At 72.3% G+C, this 19,231-nt stretch carries 16 protein-coding genes; 7 read left to right on the forward strand and 9 right to left on the reverse strand.

Going from position 1 to position 19,231, the window contains the following annotated elements:
- Positions 1 to 81: 81 nt before the first annotated feature.
- The 4 genes from ACFZA0_RS04800 (at position 82) to ACFZA0_RS04815 (ending at position 5,324) form a co-directional block, all read left to right on the forward strand.
- Positions 82 to 2,151, forward strand: a complete 2,070-nt coding sequence (locus ACFZA0_RS04800; protein ID WP_391011217.1) for a TerD family protein — start codon at positions 82 to 84, stop codon at positions 2,149 to 2,151.
- 294 nt (positions 2,152 to 2,445) lie between these two features.
- The gene (locus tag ACFZA0_RS04805) at positions 2,446 to 3,447 is read left to right on the forward strand and encodes a TerC/Alx family metal homeostasis membrane protein (protein ID WP_391011219.1); all 1,002 of its coding nucleotides are present in this window, start codon (positions 2,446 to 2,448) and stop codon (positions 3,445 to 3,447) included.
- Between the two features lie 127 nt (positions 3,448 to 3,574).
- Positions 3,575 to 4,213, forward strand: coding sequence for a GNAT family N-acetyltransferase (locus ACFZA0_RS04810; protein ID WP_391011222.1), 639 nt, complete (start codon positions 3,575 to 3,577; stop codon positions 4,211 to 4,213).
- A 10-nt stretch (positions 4,214 to 4,223) separates the two neighbouring features.
- On the forward strand, positions 4,224 to 5,324 hold the full coding sequence (locus ACFZA0_RS04815; protein ID WP_391011225.1) for a calcium:proton antiporter: 1,101 nt from the start codon (positions 4,224 to 4,226) through the stop codon (positions 5,322 to 5,324).
- A 94-nt stretch (positions 5,325 to 5,418) separates the two neighbouring features.
- On the opposite strand, the gene ACFZA0_RS04820 is transcribed toward ACFZA0_RS04815, so the two are convergent.
- On the reverse strand, positions 5,419 to 6,720 hold the full coding sequence (locus ACFZA0_RS04820; protein WP_391011228.1) for an MFS transporter: 1,302 nt from the start codon (positions 6,718 to 6,720) through the stop codon (positions 5,419 to 5,421).
- Positions 6,721 to 6,776: 56 nt separating this feature from the next.
- Complete coding sequence (locus ACFZA0_RS04825; RefSeq protein WP_391011231.1) at positions 6,777 to 7,823, reverse strand: LD-carboxypeptidase; 1,047 nt, start codon at positions 7,821 to 7,823, stop codon at positions 6,777 to 6,779.
- Between the two features lie 102 nt (positions 7,824 to 7,925).
- On the opposite strand from ACFZA0_RS04825, the gene aroQ reads away from it, so the two are divergent.
- Positions 7,926 to 8,399 (forward strand): type II 3-dehydroquinate dehydratase, encoded by a 474-nt coding sequence (aroQ, locus tag ACFZA0_RS04830; protein WP_391011234.1) that lies wholly within the window; start codon positions 7,926 to 7,928, stop codon positions 8,397 to 8,399.
- An 18-nt stretch (positions 8,400 to 8,417) separates the two neighbouring features.
- On the opposite strand, the gene ACFZA0_RS04835 is transcribed toward aroQ, so the two are convergent.
- The 5 genes from ACFZA0_RS04835 to ACFZA0_RS04855 form a co-directional block, all read right to left on the reverse strand.
- Positions 8,418 to 9,185 carry an ATP-binding cassette domain-containing protein gene (locus tag ACFZA0_RS04835; protein ID WP_391011237.1) on the reverse strand — a complete coding sequence of 256 codons (768 nt, stop codon included), beginning with the start codon at positions 9,183 to 9,185 and terminating at the stop codon, positions 8,418 to 8,420.
- On the reverse strand, positions 9,182 to 10,105 hold the full coding sequence (locus ACFZA0_RS04840; protein ID WP_391011240.1) for an ABC transporter permease subunit: 924 nt from the start codon (positions 10,103 to 10,105) through the stop codon (positions 9,182 to 9,184). The genes ACFZA0_RS04835 and ACFZA0_RS04840 overlap by 4 nt, the downstream gene beginning before the upstream one ends.
- On the reverse strand, positions 10,102 to 10,986 hold the full coding sequence (locus ACFZA0_RS04845; RefSeq protein WP_391011243.1) for a transporter substrate-binding domain-containing protein: 885 nt from the start codon (positions 10,984 to 10,986) through the stop codon (positions 10,102 to 10,104). The genes ACFZA0_RS04840 and ACFZA0_RS04845 overlap by 4 nt, the downstream gene beginning before the upstream one ends.
- 169 nt (positions 10,987 to 11,155) lie before the next feature.
- The gene (locus tag ACFZA0_RS04850; protein WP_391011246.1) at positions 11,156 to 11,812 is read right to left on the reverse strand and encodes an MBL fold metallo-hydrolase; all 657 of its coding nucleotides are present in this window, start codon (positions 11,810 to 11,812) and stop codon (positions 11,156 to 11,158) included.
- Between the two features lie 133 nt (positions 11,813 to 11,945).
- The gene (locus ACFZA0_RS04855) at positions 11,946 to 12,632 is read right to left on the reverse strand and encodes a maleylpyruvate isomerase family mycothiol-dependent enzyme (protein WP_391011249.1); all 687 of its coding nucleotides are present in this window, start codon (positions 12,630 to 12,632) and stop codon (positions 11,946 to 11,948) included.
- A 221-nt stretch (positions 12,633 to 12,853) separates the two neighbouring features.
- Here ACFZA0_RS04855 and uvrA point away from each other — a divergent pair, with 221 nt between their 5' ends.
- A complete protein-coding gene (uvrA, locus tag ACFZA0_RS04860; protein ID WP_391011252.1) occupies positions 12,854 to 15,922 on the forward strand; it encodes an excinuclease ABC subunit UvrA in 3,069 nt (1,022 codons plus the stop codon).
- A 293-nt stretch (positions 15,923 to 16,215) separates the two neighbouring features.
- Here uvrA and ACFZA0_RS04865 read toward each other — a convergent pair whose 3' ends face one another.
- Positions 16,216 to 17,127 (reverse strand): PfkB family carbohydrate kinase, encoded by a 912-nt coding sequence (locus ACFZA0_RS04865; RefSeq protein ID WP_391011255.1) that lies wholly within the window; start codon positions 17,125 to 17,127, stop codon positions 16,216 to 16,218.
- A 306-nt stretch (positions 17,128 to 17,433) separates the two neighbouring features.
- Between ACFZA0_RS04865 and ACFZA0_RS04870 the strand changes: the two genes are divergently transcribed.
- Entirely contained in the window at positions 17,434 to 17,862 is a 429-nt protein-coding gene (locus ACFZA0_RS04870; RefSeq protein ID WP_391011258.1) for a Rieske 2Fe-2S domain-containing protein, read from the forward strand.
- A gap of 40 nt (positions 17,863 to 17,902) precedes the next feature.
- Here ACFZA0_RS04870 and ACFZA0_RS04875 read toward each other — a convergent pair whose 3' ends face one another.
- Entirely contained in the window at positions 17,903 to 18,892 is a 990-nt protein-coding gene (locus tag ACFZA0_RS04875) for a hypothetical protein (RefSeq protein ID WP_391011261.1), read from the reverse strand.
- Positions 18,893 to 19,231 lie beyond the last annotated feature (339 nt).

Here is a 19,231-nt window from a genome sequence, read left to right on the forward strand (position 1 = left end):
GCGGAGCGACCGGGACCCGCGATGCGTCGGCACGGGACAACCGGCACAGACACCGCACAGTGCGACACGGGGGGAATCGCGATGACGGCCGAGCTGGTGCGGGGGCAGAACCATCCGCTCTCCCGGGCGCGCCTGGAGATCCGCGTCTCGGCGGGTACGCCGGTCGTGGCGGCCGCGACCCTGGGCGACGAACGCGGCACGGTGCACGGCGCCGAGTGGGTCGCCCACCCCGGTGCCCACGTCCTGCCCGGTGTCGAGGTGTCCCGCCAGGCCGCCGCCGACCACCGGCTGGCCGTCGACCTGGGCGCCGTACCGGAGAACGTGCACCGCGTCACGGTGCTGCTCGCGCTGCCGGAGGCCGGCCCCGGGCCCGTGACGTTCGGCGGGGCCGCCGCGCCGTTCGTCGCGGTCACCGGTCTCGACGGCGCCGAACTGGTCAGCTTCACCCTCATCGGTCTCGACGCCGAGACGGCCGTGACGGCCCTGGAGCTCTACCGTCGGCAGGGCGCGTGGAAGGTGCGGGCCGTCGGCCAGGGATACGCCGGAGGCCTCGCCGAGCTGTTCACCGACCACGGTCTGGCGGCGGCCCGCCCGCTGGCCACCGCCGTCCAGGAAGCCGTCGCCGGCTCGCTGGCCCGGTCGGTCTCGTCGCCCCCGCCGCGGACCGCCGAGGGCGACCGCGAGCGCAGCGCCGCCTCGCCGACGCCGGGACACGACGACCAGCGCGACCAGCAGGGGCCCGCACGGGTCGCCTCCGCCCCCGAGCACGCCGTGCCGGAACAGCGGACCACCTCGGCACACGCCGGGTCCGACGCCTCGGGCCCCTACGGGAGCCCTGCCTCGCAGGGTGTGCCCGCCGCCGGAGCGGGCGGCGCCCGCGCGGACGGCGACCCGGCCCCGGCCGCCGGTTCGGCGCCGTCCCCGGGCGGCCCCGTCGACTACAGCCACCCCGGCCGTCGGACCTCCCCGGCCGCGCCTGCGCCTGCCCCTGCGGCGGACGACGGGGCGGGACGGCCGCCGGAGCCCGTGGCGGGCGACGCGACCGGCTGGTCCATGGACGAGCGCCTCTACAACCAGGTCTGGGGCATGTTCGAGGACCTGGCCCGCAGCGCGGCGGCGTACCGGAGCGCCGTCGACTTCGCGGACTCGCGCCGGGAGAAGGATCTCGACGACGTCCTGTCCGACCCGCGCAACAGGATCGGCGGGCAGGGCGACGCGGCCCGCGCGGCTGCCCACGCGCGGTACGCCGATCTCGCGGGACAGGCCCGAGCCGCCTTCGAGCGCGATCTCGCCCAGCTGACCGCCGAGTCGCGGGTCGTCGAGGACGCCCTGCCCGCGCCCTACGCGGCCTGGCACAGCGCCGTGTGGCAGACCTACCGCGTGCCCATGGAGATCCCGATGGCCGTGCGCCTCGGCGACCTCAACCTGCCCGAGGCGGGTCCGCTGCGCATCCCCATGCTGCTCAGGCTTCCGCTGGAGCGCGGCCTGTGGATCGACAGCGGGCGGCCCGGCTCCATCGAGGGGGAGCTCGCCGCGGGCGGCGACGTGCGCAGGCTCGCGATGGAGACGGCGGTCTCGCACGCGGCCCGGCTGCTCGCCGTCTACCCACCGGGCGAGTTCAGCGTCTACGTCCTCGACCCGGCGGGCTCGGCGGCCCGCCCCCTCGAACCCCTGACCGACTCGGCGGTCCTCGCGGCACCGCCCGGCAGGGGCGCCACCGGCGTGTCGGAGATCCTGACCCGGCTGACACAGCGGGTCGACCTGGTGCAGATGGCGGTGCGCGGCGGCGCGTCGGAGGCACTGCCGCCCGACCTGGACACGGCCGAACACCTGCTGATCGTCAACGACTTCCCGCACGGTTTCGACGACCGGTCGGTCACGCAGCTGCGCTACCTGGCCGACGAGGGGCCCGCCGTCGGCGTCCACCTGATGCTGGTCGCGGACCGTGAGGACGCCTCCGCGTACGGCCCGCTGCTCGACCCGCTGTGGCGGTCGCTGCTGCGTCTGACCCCGGTACCGGAGGACCATCTGGCCGACCCCTGGGTCGGCCACGCCTGGACGTACGAGCCGGCCCCGCCGCCCGCCGGGAGTCCGGTGCTCCGGCAGGTCCTCGGCCGGGTCGCCGAGGCCCGCCGCTCGTGGAACCGCTGAGGGCGCAAGAAGGCTCTCCGACCCTCACCAAGCATTGGTAAAGGTCTCCGACCAGCGAATTTGGATCTTCTTTTACTTTTCCCTTTACCTTTCCTTGGTGATTGGGGTACCGTTTTTCACACGGAGGGGAGTACTCCCTGACAGCTGCGGCGCACCCGTCAATACGGATCCACCGGGATCCCGGGGCGTCGGCCCGCGAGGCTCCGTTCGCGCACCGCGCGCGGGTCCCCGGGTGGAAGAGACCTCCGGCAGCGACGACGCTGACATTTGCCGTGACGTACTGCCGGAGGCGCAGTGGATGTTTCCGTGACCCTTTGGGTCCTCACCATCGTGGGCCTTGCCGCCCTCATCGCGGTCGACTTCCTGATCGGCCGAAAACCCCATGACGTGTCCGTGAAGGAGGCCGGGGTCTGGACCGTCGTCTGGGTCGCGCTGGCCGCCCTGTTCGGTCTCGGCCTGCTGGTGTTCTCGGGAGGCCGACCGGCGGGCGAGTTCTACGCCGGCTTCATCACCGAGAAGTCGCTCAGCGTGGACAACCTCTTCGTCTTCGTGCTGATCATGGCGAAGTTCTCGGTGCCGTCGAAGTACCAGCAACGGGTCCTGCTCGTCGGTGTACTCATAGCGCTGGTCCTGCGGACGGTCTTCATCGCCGCCGGCGCCGCGATCATCGCCAGCTTCTCGTGGATCTTCTACATCTTCGGCGCCTTCCTGATCTGGACGGCCTGGAAGCTCATCCAGGACGCCCGCTCCGGTGACGAGGACGAGGAGTTCGAGGAGAACAAGCTGCTCAAGGCGGTCGAACGCCGCTTCGGCGTGGCCGACCGGTACCACGGGACCAAGCTGTGGATCCGGGAGAACGGCAAGCGCGTCATGACGCCGATGCTCGTCGTGATGCTGGCCATCGGCACGACCGACGTGCTCTTCGCGCTCGACTCGATCCCCGCGATCTTCGGTCTGACGCAGGACCCGTACATCGTGTTCACCGCCAACGCGTTCGCGCTGATGGGTCTGCGGCAGCTCTACTTCCTGATCGGCGGTCTGCTCAAGAAGCTGGTTCACCTCAGCTACGGCCTGTCGGTGATCCTCGGCTTCATCGGCGTCAAGCTCGTCCTGCACGCCCTGCACGAGTCCGGGGTGCACGTGCCCGAGATCAGCATCCCGGTCTCCCTGGGCGTCATCTGCGCGGTCCTTGCCGTCACGACGGTCACGAGCCTGATGGCCACCAGAAAGCAGGGCGCGGCCGAGGGCTCCGAGGAACCCGACGCGGAGGCCCGCAAGGACCACGCGGACACCTGAGGGTTCCCCTGACGACCGGCCGCCGGTCCGCCCGCCGGGTCGCGGGAGGGCCGGCGGGCGGGGGCGAACTCCGGCCGTATTCCCGCCCGGACGGCCGTGCGGGCACCGGTTCCGGGAGGATGCCGTCATGCCCCTCCTGGCCGCCCCCACGATCACCGCCGGAACCCTCGCCGCCCTCGGGCAGCCGGTCCTGCCCATGGACGGCGGCGGGATGCTGCGCCCCTGGCGGGAAGCGGACGCCGCGAGCGTGGTGGAGGCGTACGCGGACCCGCACATCCAGCGCTGGCACGTGCGCAGGGCCGACTCGGTGGCGGAGGCCCGCGAGTGGATCACGCTCTGGCGGCGGACCTGGCAGAGCGAGACGGCGGGCCACTGGGCGGTGACCGCGGACGACGGGAAGACGGTACTGGGCCGGCTCGCGTTGAAGGCCTGGGACTTCTTCGACGGCGGAGCCGAGGTCGCCTACTGGACGATGCCGTCCGCCCGGGGAGCGGGAGTCGCCGCCCGAGCGGTACGGGCGGCCGCCCGCTGGGCGCTGGACGAGGCGGGATTCCAACGGCTCGAACTCGAACACTCCACCGCGAACCCCGCGTCGTGCCGCGTGGCCGCCAAGGCCGGATTCGAGGGGGAGGGCCTCCGCCGGCAGGCCGCCCGGCACGCCGACGGATGGCACGACATGCACCGCCACGCCAAGGTTCGGCAACCTGGGCGGGAGCACCCGTCCCCGGCCGGATCACCGGAATGCGAAGGAAAGGGGGGTCTGTGACGATCACTGCATGACGACTCGGCTCAGGACGCTCATGACGCAGTGGACGGTCCTCGTACCGGCACTCGCGGTGGTCCTGCTGATCCTCACCTGGGGGCGCGACCTGCCCGGTGCCGTCGTCGCCCTGGTCACCGTGATCCTCGCGGGATCGGTGCTGGCGGCCGTCCACCACGCGGAGGTGGTCGCCCACCGGGTCGGCGAACCGTTCGGCTCCCTGGTCCTGGCCATCGCCGTCACGGTGATCGAGGTCGCGCTGATCGTCACCTTGATGGCCGACGGCGGTGACAAGAGTTCGACGCTCGCCCGGGACACCGTCTTCGCGGCGGTGATGATCACCTGCAACGGCGTGGTCGGCATCTCCCTGCTCGTGGCGTCACTGCGGCACGGCACCGCCGTCTTCAACCCCGAGGGCACCGGCGCCGCACTCGCCACCGTGGCGACCCTGGCCACCCTCAGCCTGGTCCTGCCGACGTTCACCACGAGTTCGCCGGGCGCGCAGTTCTCCGGGGTCCAGCTCACCTTCGCCGCGCTGTCGTCGCTGATCCTCTACGGGCTGTTCGTGGCGACCCAGACCGTCCGGCACCGCGACTACTTCCTGCCCGTCACCCGGCAGGGCGAGGTGATCACCGCCGACTCCCACGCCGACGCCCCCACCGCGCGTACCGCGTGGATCAGCGTCGGGCTGCTGGGCCTCGCGCTGGTCGGGGTGGTGGGCCTCGCCAAGGGGGTGTCGCCCACCATCGAGTCCGGAGTCGAGGCCGCCGGCCTCCACCACGCCGTGGTCGGTGTGATCATCGCCCTGCTCGTGCTGCTGCCCGAGACCATCGCCGCACTGCGCTCGGCCCGGCGCGACCGGGTGCAGACGAGCCTCAACCTGGCGCTCGGCTCGGCGATGGCGAGCATCGGCCTGACCATCCCGGCGGTCGCCCTCGCCTCGATCTGGCTCTCCGGACCACTGGTCCTCGGCCTCAACGCGACCCACATGCTGCTGCTCGCGCTGACGCTCGTGGTGAGTTCGCTGACGGTCGTCCCCGGACGAGCGACCCCGCTCCAGGGTGGCGTCCACCTGGTCATCTTCGCGGCCTACCTGGAACTGGCGATCAACCCCTGAGCCCCGACCCGCCCCGCCGCCCGTCCGACCGATCCGCGCCGGCTCCCGGACCGCGGGCGGCACGCCGGACCGGGGCAGGCCCCCGCCCCGCGCGTCAGCCCGCGGCCGGTTCCGCCACCACCCGCACCGGGCGGGTCTCGGGCAGCAGGGCGAAGCAGCCCAGGGCGACCAGCGCGACGACGGTCAGATAGGCGCCCACGCCCCAGGGCGCCCGCCCCGAGTGCTCGGAGAGCGCGGTCGCGATCATCGGTGTGAGCGCCCCGCCGAGGACCCCGCCCAGGTTGTAGCCCACCGCGGCGCCCGTGCAGCGCACCCGGGGGTCGAAGAGTTCCGGCAGATAGGCCGCGATCACGGCGAACATCGTGATGAACGCGATCAACGCCCCCAGGAAACCCGCGAACATCAGCAGCGGCTCACCCGTCGACAGCAGCGCCACCAGGGGGAACATCCACACGACCGCGAGCGCGCTGCCCGCCAGGCACAGCGGGCGCCGCCCCAGCCGGTCACTGAGCGACGCGAAGACGGGGGTGAGCGAGCCCTTCACCACCATGGCGGCCATGACGCAGACCAGCATCACGGTCCGGTCCACGCCGAGCCGCTCGGTGCCGTAGGAGAGGGACCACGTGGTCACCGTGTAGAAGATCGCGTATCCCAGCGACAGCGCGCCGGCCGTGAGCAGTACCAGCCGCCAGTGGTCGCGCACGACCTCGACGAACGGTACGCGCGCGTGCGTGTCGATCGCGAGGAAACCGGGACTCTCCACCAGCGACGAGCGCAGCCACAGCCCGGCGACGGCGAGCACCCCGGACGCCCAGAACGGCACCCGCCAGCCCCACGACGCGAACTGCGCGTCGGAGAGCGTCGCGGACAGGGCGACCATCACGCCGTTCGCGAGCAGGAATCCGAACGAGGGTCCGATCTGCGGAAAGCTCGACCAGAGGCCGCGCCGTCCGGGCGGCGCGTGCTCGGCGGTCAGCAGCACCGCCCCGCCCCACTCGCCGCCGAGCCCGAGCCCCTGGAGGAAACGCAGGGCGACGAGCAGCACGGGAGCGGCGGCGCCGATCGCGCCGTACGTCGGGACGCAGCCGACCGCGACGGTCGCGCCGCCCGTCAGGAGCAGGGAGGCGACGAGCACGGGACGACGCCCCCGGCGGTCCCCGACGTGCCCGAACAGCACCGCGCCCAGCGGTCGTGCGACGAACCCGACCCCGAACGTCGCGAAGGCGGCCAGCGTCCCCGCGAGCGGCGAGAACGTGGGGAAGAACAGCGGCCCGAGGACGAGGGCCGCGGCCGTGCCGTACACGAAGAAGTCGTAGAACTCGATCGCGGTCCCGGCGAGTGAGGCGGCGGCCAGCCGCAGCATGGAGGGCGCCCTCACGGTGTGTACGTCGCGCATGCCGCGTCAACCACGCACGGTCACCATCGGTTACGGGCGCGGGGGGCGCGCCGGTGTCAGTACGTGACGGTGATGCGCCGGGCGGGTCCGTCCACGCGCACCGTGCCGCCGTAGGGGATCACCACCTGCGGGTCGGTGTGTCCGAGGTCCACGTCGAAGACGGCCGGCATGTCCGGGGCGTACGTCCGCAGTGCGCGCAGCACCGCGGCACGCTGCTCGGCGGCGTAACGGGCGCCCTGCTCCGGCGTGTTGGGGGACTGGAACGACCAGGTCTTCGCTCGGGCCATCAGCAGCGCGCCGAAGCGCCGGAGCAGTCCGCGCTCGCCCATGTTGCGCAGGACGCGGAACACCTCGTCGGCGCTGGGCAGTTCCTCGGACGTCTCCAGGAAGAGCACGTTGCCGTCGTACTCGGAGAGGTCGCGCGCGATCTCGCGGTCCGCCATCAGCAGCCAGCCGAGGATCTCCAGGTTGCCGCCCCAGCTCGGCCCCTCGGCGACCCGGTCGGCGTTGTGCCACGTCCAGCCGGTGCCGGGCCGGGTGGCGGGCTCGGAGTCGAAGGTGGCGGGGTCCGCCCAGTCGCGGGAGACGTCGTTCCAGTCGGTGGCGGGGGCCAGTTCGTACGGGCCCGTGGTGAACAGCGCGGCCCGCAGCGAGGCCTCGGTCTGCGGATGCATGGCGCCCGGACGGCCCAGCTCGACCATCACGGAGGCGCCGTGGTAGCCGACGATGCCGGTGGTGCGCAGGAAGGCGAGCAGGTTGGTGTTGTCGCTGTACCCGAAGAACGGCTTCGGGTTGGCCCGTATCAACTCGCGGTCCAGGAACGGCAGTACGGTGATCTGGTCGTCGCCGCCTATCGACGCGAGGACGGCCCTGACGGCGGGGTCGGCGAAGGCCGCGTGGATGTCGTCGGCGCGCTCCTGGGGCGTGGAGCCCATCTTCCGCGTCGCCGGGTACTCCACCGGCCTGAGGCCGTAGAGGGTGCGCAGCCGCTCCAGGCCGAGTTCGAAGGGCAGCGGGAGGAGACCCGGCAGGCCCGCCGACGGTGAGATCACGGCGACCTGGTCCCCGGCCGCGGGCTTGGGCGGATACACGGGTGTCTGCATGCGTCGACGGTAGGGCAGGCACGCGTGCGCGCGCACCGTGATAAACCGGGTCCGAGCAGCGGTCCCGTCCGGGCCGCACACCGCGAACGGACCGGAGGAACCGTGCCCCGCACCCTCGCCAGCGCCCCGATCATGATCCTCAACGGCCCCAACCTGAACCTCCTGGGGCAGCGGCAGCCGGAGATCTACGGCCGGGAGACGCTCGCCGACATCGAGGAGATGTGCGCCAAGGCGGCCGCCGCGCACGGCGGCACGGTCGACCTCCGGCAGTCCAACCACGAGGGCGAGTTGATCGACTGGATCCACGAGGCCCGTCTGCACCACGTGGGCATCGTCATCAACCCGGGCGCGTACTCGCACACTTCGGTCGCGATCCTGGACGCGCTCAACGCCTGCGAGGGACTTCCGGTGCTGGAGGTCCACATCTCCAACATCCACAGGCGCGAGTCGTTCCGGCACCACTCCTACGTCTCGCTGCGTGCGGACGGCGTCATCGCGGGCTGCGGTGTGCGGGGCTACGTCTTCGCGGTGGAGCGGGTGGCAGAGCTCGCCGGCCCCGCCGCGGCCGCCACCTGAGCCCGTGCCCGCCCCGGCCTAGAGCCGGCCGGCCTCCACGATCCGCCGCAGGAAGCGCCGGGTTCGCTCCTCGCGCGGGTCGCCGAACACCTCCTGCGGAGTGCCGCGTTCCAGGACCACGCCGCCGTCGAGGAAGCAGACCTGGTCGGCCACCTCGCGCGCGAAGGCCATCTCGTGCGTGGCCAGCACCATGGTCATGCCGTCCTCCTTGAGGCCACGGACCACGGCCAGTACCTCGCCCACCAGTTCGGGGTCCAGGGCGGCCGTGATCTCGTCGAGCAGCAGCAGGCGCGGACGTACGGCCAGGGCGCGGACGATGGCGACGCGCTGCTGCTGACCGCCGCTGAGCCGGTCCGGGTACTCACCGGCCCGCGCGCCGAGGCCGAGGCGGTCCAGCAGTTCCCGGGCCCGCTCCTCGGCCTCCGCGCGCCGCACGCCGTGGACACGGCGCGGGGCGAGGGTGATGTTCTCCAGCACCGTCATGTGCGGGAAGAGGTTGTAGGCCTGGAACACCACACCGATGCGGCGCCGCACCGCGTCCTGGTCGACACGCGGGGCGGTGATCTCCTCGCCGTCCAGCCACACCGCCCCGTCGTCGATCTCCTCCAGCAGGCCGGCGCACCTGAGCAGCGTCGACTTGCCGGAGCCGGAGGCGCCGATCAGCGCGGTCACCGTGTGCGAGGTGACGTCGAGGTCCACGTCGCGCAGGACGAGCGAGTCGCCGAACGACTTGCGGACGGACTCCACCCGCAGCACCGCGGTGCCCTCGCCGACGTCCTCGCTCATGCCGTTCCTCCCTGCGTGCGCCTGCGGTCCATGCGGGCCGTCACCCAGTCGGTGAGGCGGGTCATCGGGATGGTCAGCGCCACGAAGACCAGGCCGGCCACGATGTACGGCGTGTAGTTGAGGCTGCGCCCCACGATGATGTCGGCCGCGCGCACCGCGTCCACGGCACCGCCGATCGACACGAGCCCGGTGTCCTTCTGGAGCGACACCAGGTCGTTCAGCAGCGCCGGCACCTGACGGCGCACGGCCTGCGGGAGCACGACGTGGCGCAGCGTCTGACGGTTCGTGAGCCCCAGCGAGCGGGCGGCGGCGCGCTGCGAGGGGTGCACGGACTCGATGCCGGCGCGGAACACCTCCGCGACGTACGCCGAGTACGTCAGCGTGAGCGCCGTACCGCCCAGCAGCACGGGGTCGACGGTGACGCCCTGGAGGCGCAGCGCCGGGACCCCGAAGACCACGATCATCAGGGTGATGATCAGCGGCAGCCCGCGGAAGAAGTCCGTGTACGCGGCGGCCAGTACGCGCACCGGGAAGAACACCGGCCCGCGCAGGGTCCGGGCGATCGCGATCAGCATGCCGAGGACCAGGACGGCCGCTCCGCAGACCAGCAGCAGCCGGACGTTGAGCCACAGCCCGTCGAGCACCCTGGGCAGCGCCTCGCGCGCGTACCGGCCGTTGAAGAACGTCTCCCTGGTGCGCGGCCAGCCGGGCGCGCCGGTCACCACGACGTACAGGACCGCCGCGGTGACCGCTGTCGACAGCGTCGCGACGACGGCCGCAGCCCGGGCGCGCGTCCGGCGGTGACGCTCGCGTTCGAGCCGCCGCCGCGACGGCACGTACGGGTCGTCGGTGTCCGCGCGGGCGCCGCCCGGGGCGTCGCCGTCGTCGGGAGGGCCGGACTCCGGCTTCAGGAGCGTCACTTGAGCACGGGCGCGTCGACGGCGTCCGACAGCCACTGCTGCTCGATCTTCGCCAGGGTGCCGTCCGCGCGCAGGGCGTCCACGGCCTTCGAGACGCACGACGTGAGCGGGCTGCCCTTGTCGAGCACCAGGCCGAACTGCTCCGGCGTACCGCCCTGGTTCTCGAACTGGCCGACGATCTTCGCGTCGGTCACCTCGGCGGAGGTCACGTAGAACGCGGTGGGCAGGTCCAGGACCACGGCGTCCACCTGACCGTTCTCCAGCGCCGACTTGACCTGGTCGCTCTTGGCGTAGACGGCGGCGTCCCGCTTCGGCTTCACCACGTCGTCGATGTAGTCGAGGCTGGTGGTGCCCACCTGGGCGCCCAGCTTCACGTTCCGCAGATCGGCGAGGCCGGTGGCCTTCGCCGCGGCGGAGCCCTTGAGCGCGACGACCGCCTGGCGCACGTCGTAGTAGCCCGAGGAGAAGTCCACGGCCTTCTTGCGCTCGGCGCTGATGGACACCTGGTTGATGTCGAAGTCGAACGTCTTCACACCGGGCGCGAACGCCTTGTTGAAGGGGACGCTCTGCCACACCACGGCGCTTCGGGCGTAACCGAGCTTCTTGGCGACCGCGTAGGCCACTGCCGACTCGAAGCCCTCGCCGTTGGCCGGCTTGCCGTCCTTGAACCACGGCTCGTAGGCGGGCTCGTCCGTCGCGACCGTCAGCTTGCCGGAGGACTTGGTGTCGAGCCCGCTCCCGGCGCAGGTGCTCGCCGTCGTGCCCGACGCGGGCGCGGAGGCCTTCTCCTCGGGCTGCGGCGCACAGCCGACGGCTGCGGTGAACAGAAGGGCGGCGAGGGCGGCGACGGCGGCATGGCGCGCGTACGGAGCGGGGTGCATGGCGGGAGAGTGGCAGGCCGTCCCCGGTTTGTCGAGGTCACAACAGGGTTCGTCCCGCATGGTGGGAACGCGTGTTGCGATCTCGTGAACGCCCGCCGCCGGGCTTGCGCGGGGCCGCCCCAACCGCCCTGTGCGAACAGCCGGTTCCGGCCCCGCGACCGTCCGCCGGTCACCACCCGCGCGCGTGCCACTCCGGCAGGTGCGGTCGCTCGGCGCCCAGGGTGGTGTCGTTGCCGTGACCGGGGTAGACCCAGGTCTCGTCCGGGAGCGCGTCGAAGATCTTGGTCTCGACGTCACGGATCAGGCTGGCGAACGCGGCGGGATCCTTGCGGGTGTTGCCCACCCCGCCGGGGAACAGGCAGTCCCCGGTGAAGACGTGCGGGTGTCCGTGCGGGTCGTCGTAGACGAGGGCGACCGAGCCCGGCGTGTGCCCCACCAGGTGGCGCGCGGTCAGCTCGACCTGCCCCACGCGCACGACGTCGCCGTCGGAGAGCAGGACGTCCGTGGGCACCGGGATGCCCTCCGCGTCGTCGCGGCCCGCGTACGTACGCGCGCCCGTCGCCGCCACGACCGCGGCGAGCGCCTGCCAGTGGTCGCCGTGCCGGTGCGTGGTGACGACCGAGGCGATGCCGTCGTCGCCGATCGTGCCCAGCAGGGTCTCCGCCTCGGCGGCGGCGTCGATCAGCAACTGCTCGTCCGTGGCGCGGCAGCGCAGCAGATAGGCGTTGTTGTCCATGGGGCCGACCGCGAGCTTGGTGATCATCAGGTTCTGCAGTTCGTGCACGTCGGCGGGGCCGCCGACCTTCACCGCTCCGCTGTACGTCATGGCGGTCACCCTATAGCGGCCCGGCGGCACCCGGCCGGGCCGGGCGCGGGGCGGCGGCCGGGGGAGCGCCGGTACGCGCGGGGGAGCCGTCCGCCCGTGGCGGTGCGCCGCCGGGCGCGGGGGCCGTCGGTGTCTACAGCGGCGGGAGCGCGGGCAGTTCGCCGCCGGTCACCGAGAGCCCGTCCCCGGCCCGGCGTCCGGCGAGCCAGCCGAGCAGACCGGCGCGGGCGCCGGTCACGACGATCGCGGGGTCCGCCGCCTCCTCGCCCGTCGTCCACGCGCGCGTGGTGTCCGTCAGCCGGGTCGCGGGGACGTCGGTCCGCCCGGCGAAGCGGGCGGCGAGGAACCCGATCTCCCGTTCCGTGAACTCCTCCGGCAGGTGTTCGAGCTCGTAGCCCGTGTCGAGGTCCACGTGGTGCAGCTCGACCTCGGCCCACCGGCGGAACGGGAGCCGTGCCGCGGTGTCGGTGACCCCGTTGCGCAGTTCCACCGTCCGCGTCCAGTCGGTCGTCAGGACGGCCGCGCGCTCCATGCGGGCCGTGCTCGCCCGCAGGTCGGCGAGGTGCTCGGGGAGGGGGCGAGCGGCGTCCCGCGCGATGTCGGCGTCCCGATCGGCGTCCGAGACGTACATGGGACGGCCGTCGAGGACGTTGACGAACGCGTCCGCGTTCCGGGAGAGGTGCGCCAGGACGTGACCACGGCTCCAGCCGGGCAGCCGTGACGGTTGCGTCACCGCGGCGTTGTCCAGAGCGGCGGCTGCGGCGAGCAGCCGCCCGGTCGCTTCACGTACAGACTCCAGGTCACGTGCGTGATCGGTCATGCCCTCGACAGTAGGCCCCGCCACACCTTCGGGTGAAGACGCCGGAGCGCGTCCCAAATTCGAATACACGTGCTATATGGTCGGGGATAGCGTCGGGCATGCTGGAGGGCCGGGGATTGTTATGCCGACCGGAATCCGACCGGCGTTGTCAGTGGCTCCCCCTAGTCTGGGAAAGACGGGGCCCAGCCCTGTCACTTCTCTCAAGAAAGGTGCGGACCGGCGTGGCCGACCGTCTCATCGTCCGTGGCGCGCGCGAGCACAACCTCAGAAATGTCTCGCTCGACCTGCCGCGTGACTCGCTCATCGTCTTCACGGGCCTGTCGGGGTCGGGCAAGTCCTCCCTGGCCTTCGACACGATCTTCGCCGAGGGCCAGCGGCGCTACGTCGAGTCGCTGTCGTCGTACGCGCGGCAGTTCCTCGGCCAGATGGACAAGCCGGACGTCGACTTCATCGAGGGACTTTCCCCCGCGGTCTCCATCGACCAGAAGTCCACGTCGCGCAACCCGCGCTCCACGGTCGGCACCATCACCGAGGTCTACGACTACCTGCGCCTGCTGTTCGCGCGCATCGGCAAGCCGCACTGCCCCGAATGCGGCCGGCCCATCTCCCGCCAGTCGCCGCAGGCCATCGTCGACAAGGTCCTGGAACTGCCCGAGGGCAGCCGCTTCCAGGTGCTGTCGCCGCTGGTGCGCGAGCGCAAGGGGGAGTTCGTCGACCTCTTCTCCGACCTCCAGACCAAGGGCTACAGCCGCGCGCGCGTGGACGGCGAGACGATCCAGCTCTCGGAACCGCCCACGCTGAAGAAGCAGGAGAAGCACACCATCGAGGTGGTCATCGACCGCCTCACGGTGAAGGACTCCGCGAAGCGCCGCCTCACCGACTCCGTCGAGACGGCCCTCGGCCTGTCCGGCGGCATGGTCGTGCTCGACTTCGTCGACCTCCCGGAGGACGACCCCGAGCGCGAGCGCATGTACTCCGAGCACCTGTACTGCGCCTACGACGACCTGTCCTTCGAGGAGCTGGAGCCGCGCTCCTTCTCGTTCAACTCGCCCTTCGGAGCCTGTCCCGAGTGCAGCGGCATCGGTACGCGCATGGAGGTCGACGCCGAGCTGATCGTCCCCGACCCGGACAAGTCCCTCGACGAGGGCGCCATCCACCCCTGGTCGCACGGTCACTCCAAGGACTACTTCGGCCGGCTCGTCGGCGCCCTCGCGGACGCCCTCGGCTTCCGCACGGACATCCCCTTCGCGGGCCTCCCGCAGCGCGCCAAGAAGGCTCTGCTGTACGGGCACCGCACGCAGATCGAGGTCCGCTACCGCAACCGGTACGGCCGCGAGCGCGTGTACACGACCGCGTTCGAGGGCGCGGTGCCGTTCGTGAAGCGGCGGCACAGCGAGGCGGAGAGCGACACCAGCAGGGAGCGCTTCGAGGGCTACATGCGCGAGGTCCCCTGCCCGGTCTGCGAGGGCACGCGCCTCAAGCCGATCGTCCTCGCGGTCACGGTCATGGAGAAGTCGATCGCCGAGGTCGCCGCCATGTCCATCAGCGACTGCGCGGAGTTCCTGGGTAGGCTGCGGCTGAGCGCCCGCGACAAGAAGATCGCCGAACGCGTCCTCAAGGAGGTCAACGAACGGCTCCGCTTCCTGGTCGACGTGGGCCTCGACTACCTCTCGCTGAACCGCGCGGCCGGCACCCTGTCCGGCGGCGAGGCCCAGCGCATCCGGCTGGCCACGCAGATCGGCTCCGGCCTCGTCGGCGTCCTCTACGTCCTCGACGAGCCGTCCATCGGCCTGCACCAGCGCGACAACCACCGGCTCATCGAGACCCTGGTCAGGCTGCGCGACATGGGCAACACGCTCATCGTCGTCGAGCACGACGAGGACACGATCAAGGTCGCCGACTGGATCGTCGACATCGGCCCCGGAGCCGGTGAGCACGGCGGCAAGGTCGTGCACAGCGGCTCCCTCAAGGAGCTGCTCGCCAACAAGGAGTCGCAGACCGGGGCGTACCTCTCCGGCCGCAAGGCCATCCCGGTGCCCGACGTCAGGCGCCCGCTCGACCCGGGCCGGCAGCTCACCGTGCACGGCGCGCGTGAGAACAACCTCCAGAACATCGACGTGTCGTTCCCGCTGGGCGTGTTCACCGCGGTCACGGGCGTGTCGGGTTCCGGAAAGTCGACCCTGGTCAACGACATCCTCTACACCCACCTCGCCCGTGAGCTGAACGGCGCGAGGAGCGTCCCCGGGCGGCACACGCGCGTGGCGGGCGACGACCTGGTCGACAAGGTCGTGCACGTGGACCAGTCGCCCATCGGCCGCACCCCGCGGTCGAACCCGGCGACGTACACCGGTGTCTTCGACCACGTGCGCAAGCTGTTCGCGGAGACGATGGAGGCGAAGGTCCGCGGCTACCTGCCGGGCCGCTTCTCCTTCAACGTCAAGGGCGGCCGCTGCGAGAACTGCGCCGGCGACGGCACGATCAAGATCGAGATGAACTTCCTCCCGGACGTCTACGTCCCGTGCGAGGTCTGCCACGGTGCCCGGTACAACCGGGAGACCCTGGAGGTCCACTACAAGGGCAAGTCCATCGCCGACGTGCTGAACATGCCGATCGAGGAGGCCATGGACTTCTTCGAGGCCGTTCCCGCGATCTCCCGCCACCTGCGCACGCTCAACGACGTCGGTCTCGGCTACGTCCGCCTCGGGCAGTCGGCCACCACGCTGTCCGGCGGCGAGGCGCAGCGCGTCAAGCTCGCCAGCGAACTCCAGCGGCGCTCGACCGGCCGCACCGTCTACGTCCTGGACGAGCCGACCACCGGTCTGCACTTCGAGGACATCAGCAAGTTGCTGACGGTGCTCTCCGGGCTGGTGGACAAGGGCAACACGGTCGTCGTCATCGAGCACAACCTCGACGTGATCAAGACCGCCGACTGGGTTGTCGACATGGGTCCCGAAGGGGGCGCGGGCGGTGGTCTCGTCGTCGCGGAGGGCACGCCCGAGGAAGTGGCCGGAGTGCCGGCCAGCCACACCGGCAAGTTCCTGCGGGAGGTCCTCGACGCGGAGCGGATCAGCGACGCCGCCCCGGTGAAGGCTCCGCGCAAGGCGGCCGCGAAGAAGGCGGTCGCTGCCGGGGCCACGGCGCGCAGGACGACGACGGCCAAGACCGGTGCGGCGAAGACCACGACGGCGAAGACCACGCCGGCGAAGTCGACGTCCGCGGCGACGAAGGCGGGCGCCAAGAAGGCGTCGCCCGCTGCCGCCAAGAAGACGACGCGGGCCCGCAAGGCCTGAGCGGGCGGCTGCCGCCGTCGTCCGGTCCGTCCCGGCTCGTGCCGGGGCGGACCGGATCCGATTTTTCGGCCGAAGCCCCACCGGCGGGACGTATCACGAACAATCGGGAAATGACCGGTGCTCCACGGGAACCGACCGTGGGGCACCGGTCGTTCTCTGTCCAGCCGCACCGATTCCGCGGTCCGGCGGCCGACCGGTTTCCGGTCGCGCCCCGGGCACCTTGACAAGAACACAGAGGAATTCGAGCACGACGGGGGCGCGGCCGGGCGTCCCCGCCTCCCGACGAAGTCCCTTTAAAGGCCGACCAGTTCGGCCGCGTACGGCGGTTCGGCGCCCGCCCGCGAACAGGTGATCGCCGCAGCGCGCGCGGCGAACCCCAGCAACTGCGTCCAGCCGTCGGCGTCCAGGCCCGCGACGCCCTCCGCGGACAGTGCCCCGCGAGCCGAAAGGCCGTGCAGCAGCGCCGCGTTGACCGTGTCGCCCGCGCCGATGGTGTCCACCACGGACACCCGCTCGCCGGGCACGGAGTACTCGGCGCCGTCCGCGGTGAAGGCGGTCAGCCCGTCCCCGCCCCGCGTGACCACCACGGCGGAGGGACCCGCCGCCAGCCACTCGCGCGGAGAGCCGCCCAGCCACTCCGCGTCCTCCTCGGACAGCTTCAGCAGGCGGACGGAGGGGAGCCAGCTCGCGAACCTCGCCCGGTAGGCATCGGCGTCCGGGACGAGACCCGCCCGGACATTGGGGTCGAGCGCGGTGAAGACACCGCGGTCCGCGCAGGTGCGCAGCAGTTCCTCGTAGGCGCTCGCCCCCGGCTCCAGCACCAGCGAGCAGGTGCCGAAGGACACCGCGCGGGTCGCCCCGGGAAGCCGCGCGGGCATGGCGAAGAGGCGGTCGGCGGTGCCCTCCACGTAGAAGGAGTACGAGGCCGAACCGCCCGCGTCGACCGTCGCCACGGCGAGGGTGGTCGGCTCTCCGCCGCGCTGCACACAGGACACGTCCACACCCGCGTCGCGCAGTCCGTCGAGGAGGGCCTCGCCGAAGGCGTCGTCCGAGGTCCGGGAACAGAAGGCGGTGGGTGAGCCCAGGCGGCCGAGGGCCACGGCCGTGTTGTACGGGCCGCCGCCCAGGGCGGGCTTCAGGGGTCCGAGGGCGCCCCTGCCTTGGGGGACCAGGTCGATCAGGGCCTCACCGGCGACGACGATCACGAGACGGTTCCTCTCTCAACGGGACGGCCGGCGCGGGCGTGCGGGTGCGTGCGCGGTTTCGCCGGGGCGCTCCCCTCGCGGCACCGCACGGCGGCCGCCCGCGCCGTGCGCCCAGGGTACGGAAGCGCCCGCGCGCCCCGGACCGGCCCGGTGGCGGAGGGCGCGACGGCGTGCGGGCGCCGGGCGAGCCCCCTTCCGGAACGCCGGGTCCGCCCCGGTATCGTCGGGCTTGGGCCGTCTCCAGGGAGCCGGCCGGCCGGCCCGTCGACGGTCGGACCGCACCTACCCGACCAAGTGGAGATCCAGATGTCCGGCCGTCCCGCCCCGAGCCGCCGTACCCTCCTGCGCGGAGCCGCCGTCACCCCCGTCGCCGGGCTCGGCCTCGCCGCCTGCTCCTCCGGGGGCGGCGACGCCTCGCCCTCCGCCACCCCCACGGCACCGGTGACGCTCGGCGCCGACAACGAGGTGGCCAAGGGTGCGGCGAAGCTCTACGAGGATCAGAACGTGGTGGTCAGCCGCGCCGAGGACGGGACCCTCAAGGCGTTCAGCAGCATCTGCACGCACGCGCAGTGCGCGATCAACACGCTCCGGGGCACGACCCTCGTCTGCCCCTGCCACGGCAGCGAGTTCGACGCGACGACGGGCAAGGTCGTGCGCTCGCCGGCGACCGAACCGCTGCACCCGCTCCAGGTGGAGAGCAAGAACGGCAAGATCGTCGCGGGTCCCGGCGCCTGACCCGCGGCCCCCGGGGCAGGGCGGCCCGGTGGCGGCCGCGTCACTCCCAGTCCCATCCGATGCCCAGGCGCCCCGTCCGCACCCGGGGCTCCACCACGTGCACCGCGTGATGCCGCCCGCTGAGCACCAGCTCCTCGCCGTCCCCGCGCGCGGAGGCGGCGCGCTGCGCGACCCGGTGGCAGCGGGCCGGCAGGTTCCCCGCGTCGAACCGCACCTGCAACGAGTACTGGCCGTCCGCGAAGTCGACGTCGCGCACGTACTGCCGCGACTCACCGGCCGTGCCGTCCTCGACGCCGTAGCGGAACAGGAAGGTGTCGCCCGCCCGAAGGGTGGTGTCGAAGAGCAGCTCGGCCACGAAGAGTCCCGTTCCCTGGTGCCAACGCACCCTGCCCGTACGGCAGTTCTCCAGGGCGTGCGCCGTCATACGGTGCGGGGCGCATCCGGCGTCCCCGCGGTGCGCCGCCACGAAGCGGTCGACGCCGTCCGCGCGGGCCCGCACTATCAACTGCGCCTCGTAATGGGCGAGTTCGCGGCGGGCACCGATCCGGATCCGTTCGTGCAGGCCGAGCACGTGCAACCCACTGTCGGAGGGTGCCCCCGGCCCTGCCGGCACGTCCTCGGGAAAGTCGTCGACCGGGGGCCGTGATCCGGGGCCCGCCAGGGGTTCCGCCGGCGGGTGGTACTCGCACACCGGTGCCACCGCCGGAACGTCCGGTCCGCCGACCGTCTCCGTGTCCCCGTCCACGAGAAGACGCAGCAGCGACTCCTCCGGCAGCCGCAGGATGTCCTCCAGCGCCCGGACGGCCCGCAGGGACTCCGGGCGCTGCGGGCGCCGCGCCCCCTGCTGCCAGTAACTGAGGCTGGTGACACCGACCTTGACCCCGTGACGCGACAGATGGTGCTGGACGCGTTGCAGCGGCAGACCCCGGGCGGCGATGGCGGCGCGCAGTGCGACGTGGAAGGGCCCGAAGCGCAGGGCGGCGTCCAGTTCCGCGGCGAGGGTGTCCGCAGGCTCGGTGGCGTGCGCCATGCGGCGTCCTCCCTGTGAATGCGCGCGGCGGCCGGGCGGATCCCGGCCGGACCGACGGAGCGCGCGGCGGCGGTGCCCGCGTGGGCGTCCGGCCGGGATCCGCGTCTTCGCACAGTCGTACGTCCGGGCCCGCGTTCTTGTTCAGGGCGCCGGGTTCTCCGCATTGAAGCGTGTCGGCCGTGTCCCGACAACACTTTGCGCGGACCGCGCACGGCCGGGTGCGCACCCGGCGGGTCGCGCCCTCGCGGGAACCCGTCCGCCCGGTGGGACAGCCGGTGGCACACCCGGTCGGACGGCACCCCTCCGGACCTCGTCGGCGTTGTCCACAGGCCCGTCGTC

The organism is Streptomyces sp. NPDC008150, assembly GCF_042956945.1.
Lineage (GTDB): Bacteria > Actinomycetota > Actinomycetes > Streptomycetales > Streptomycetaceae > Streptomyces.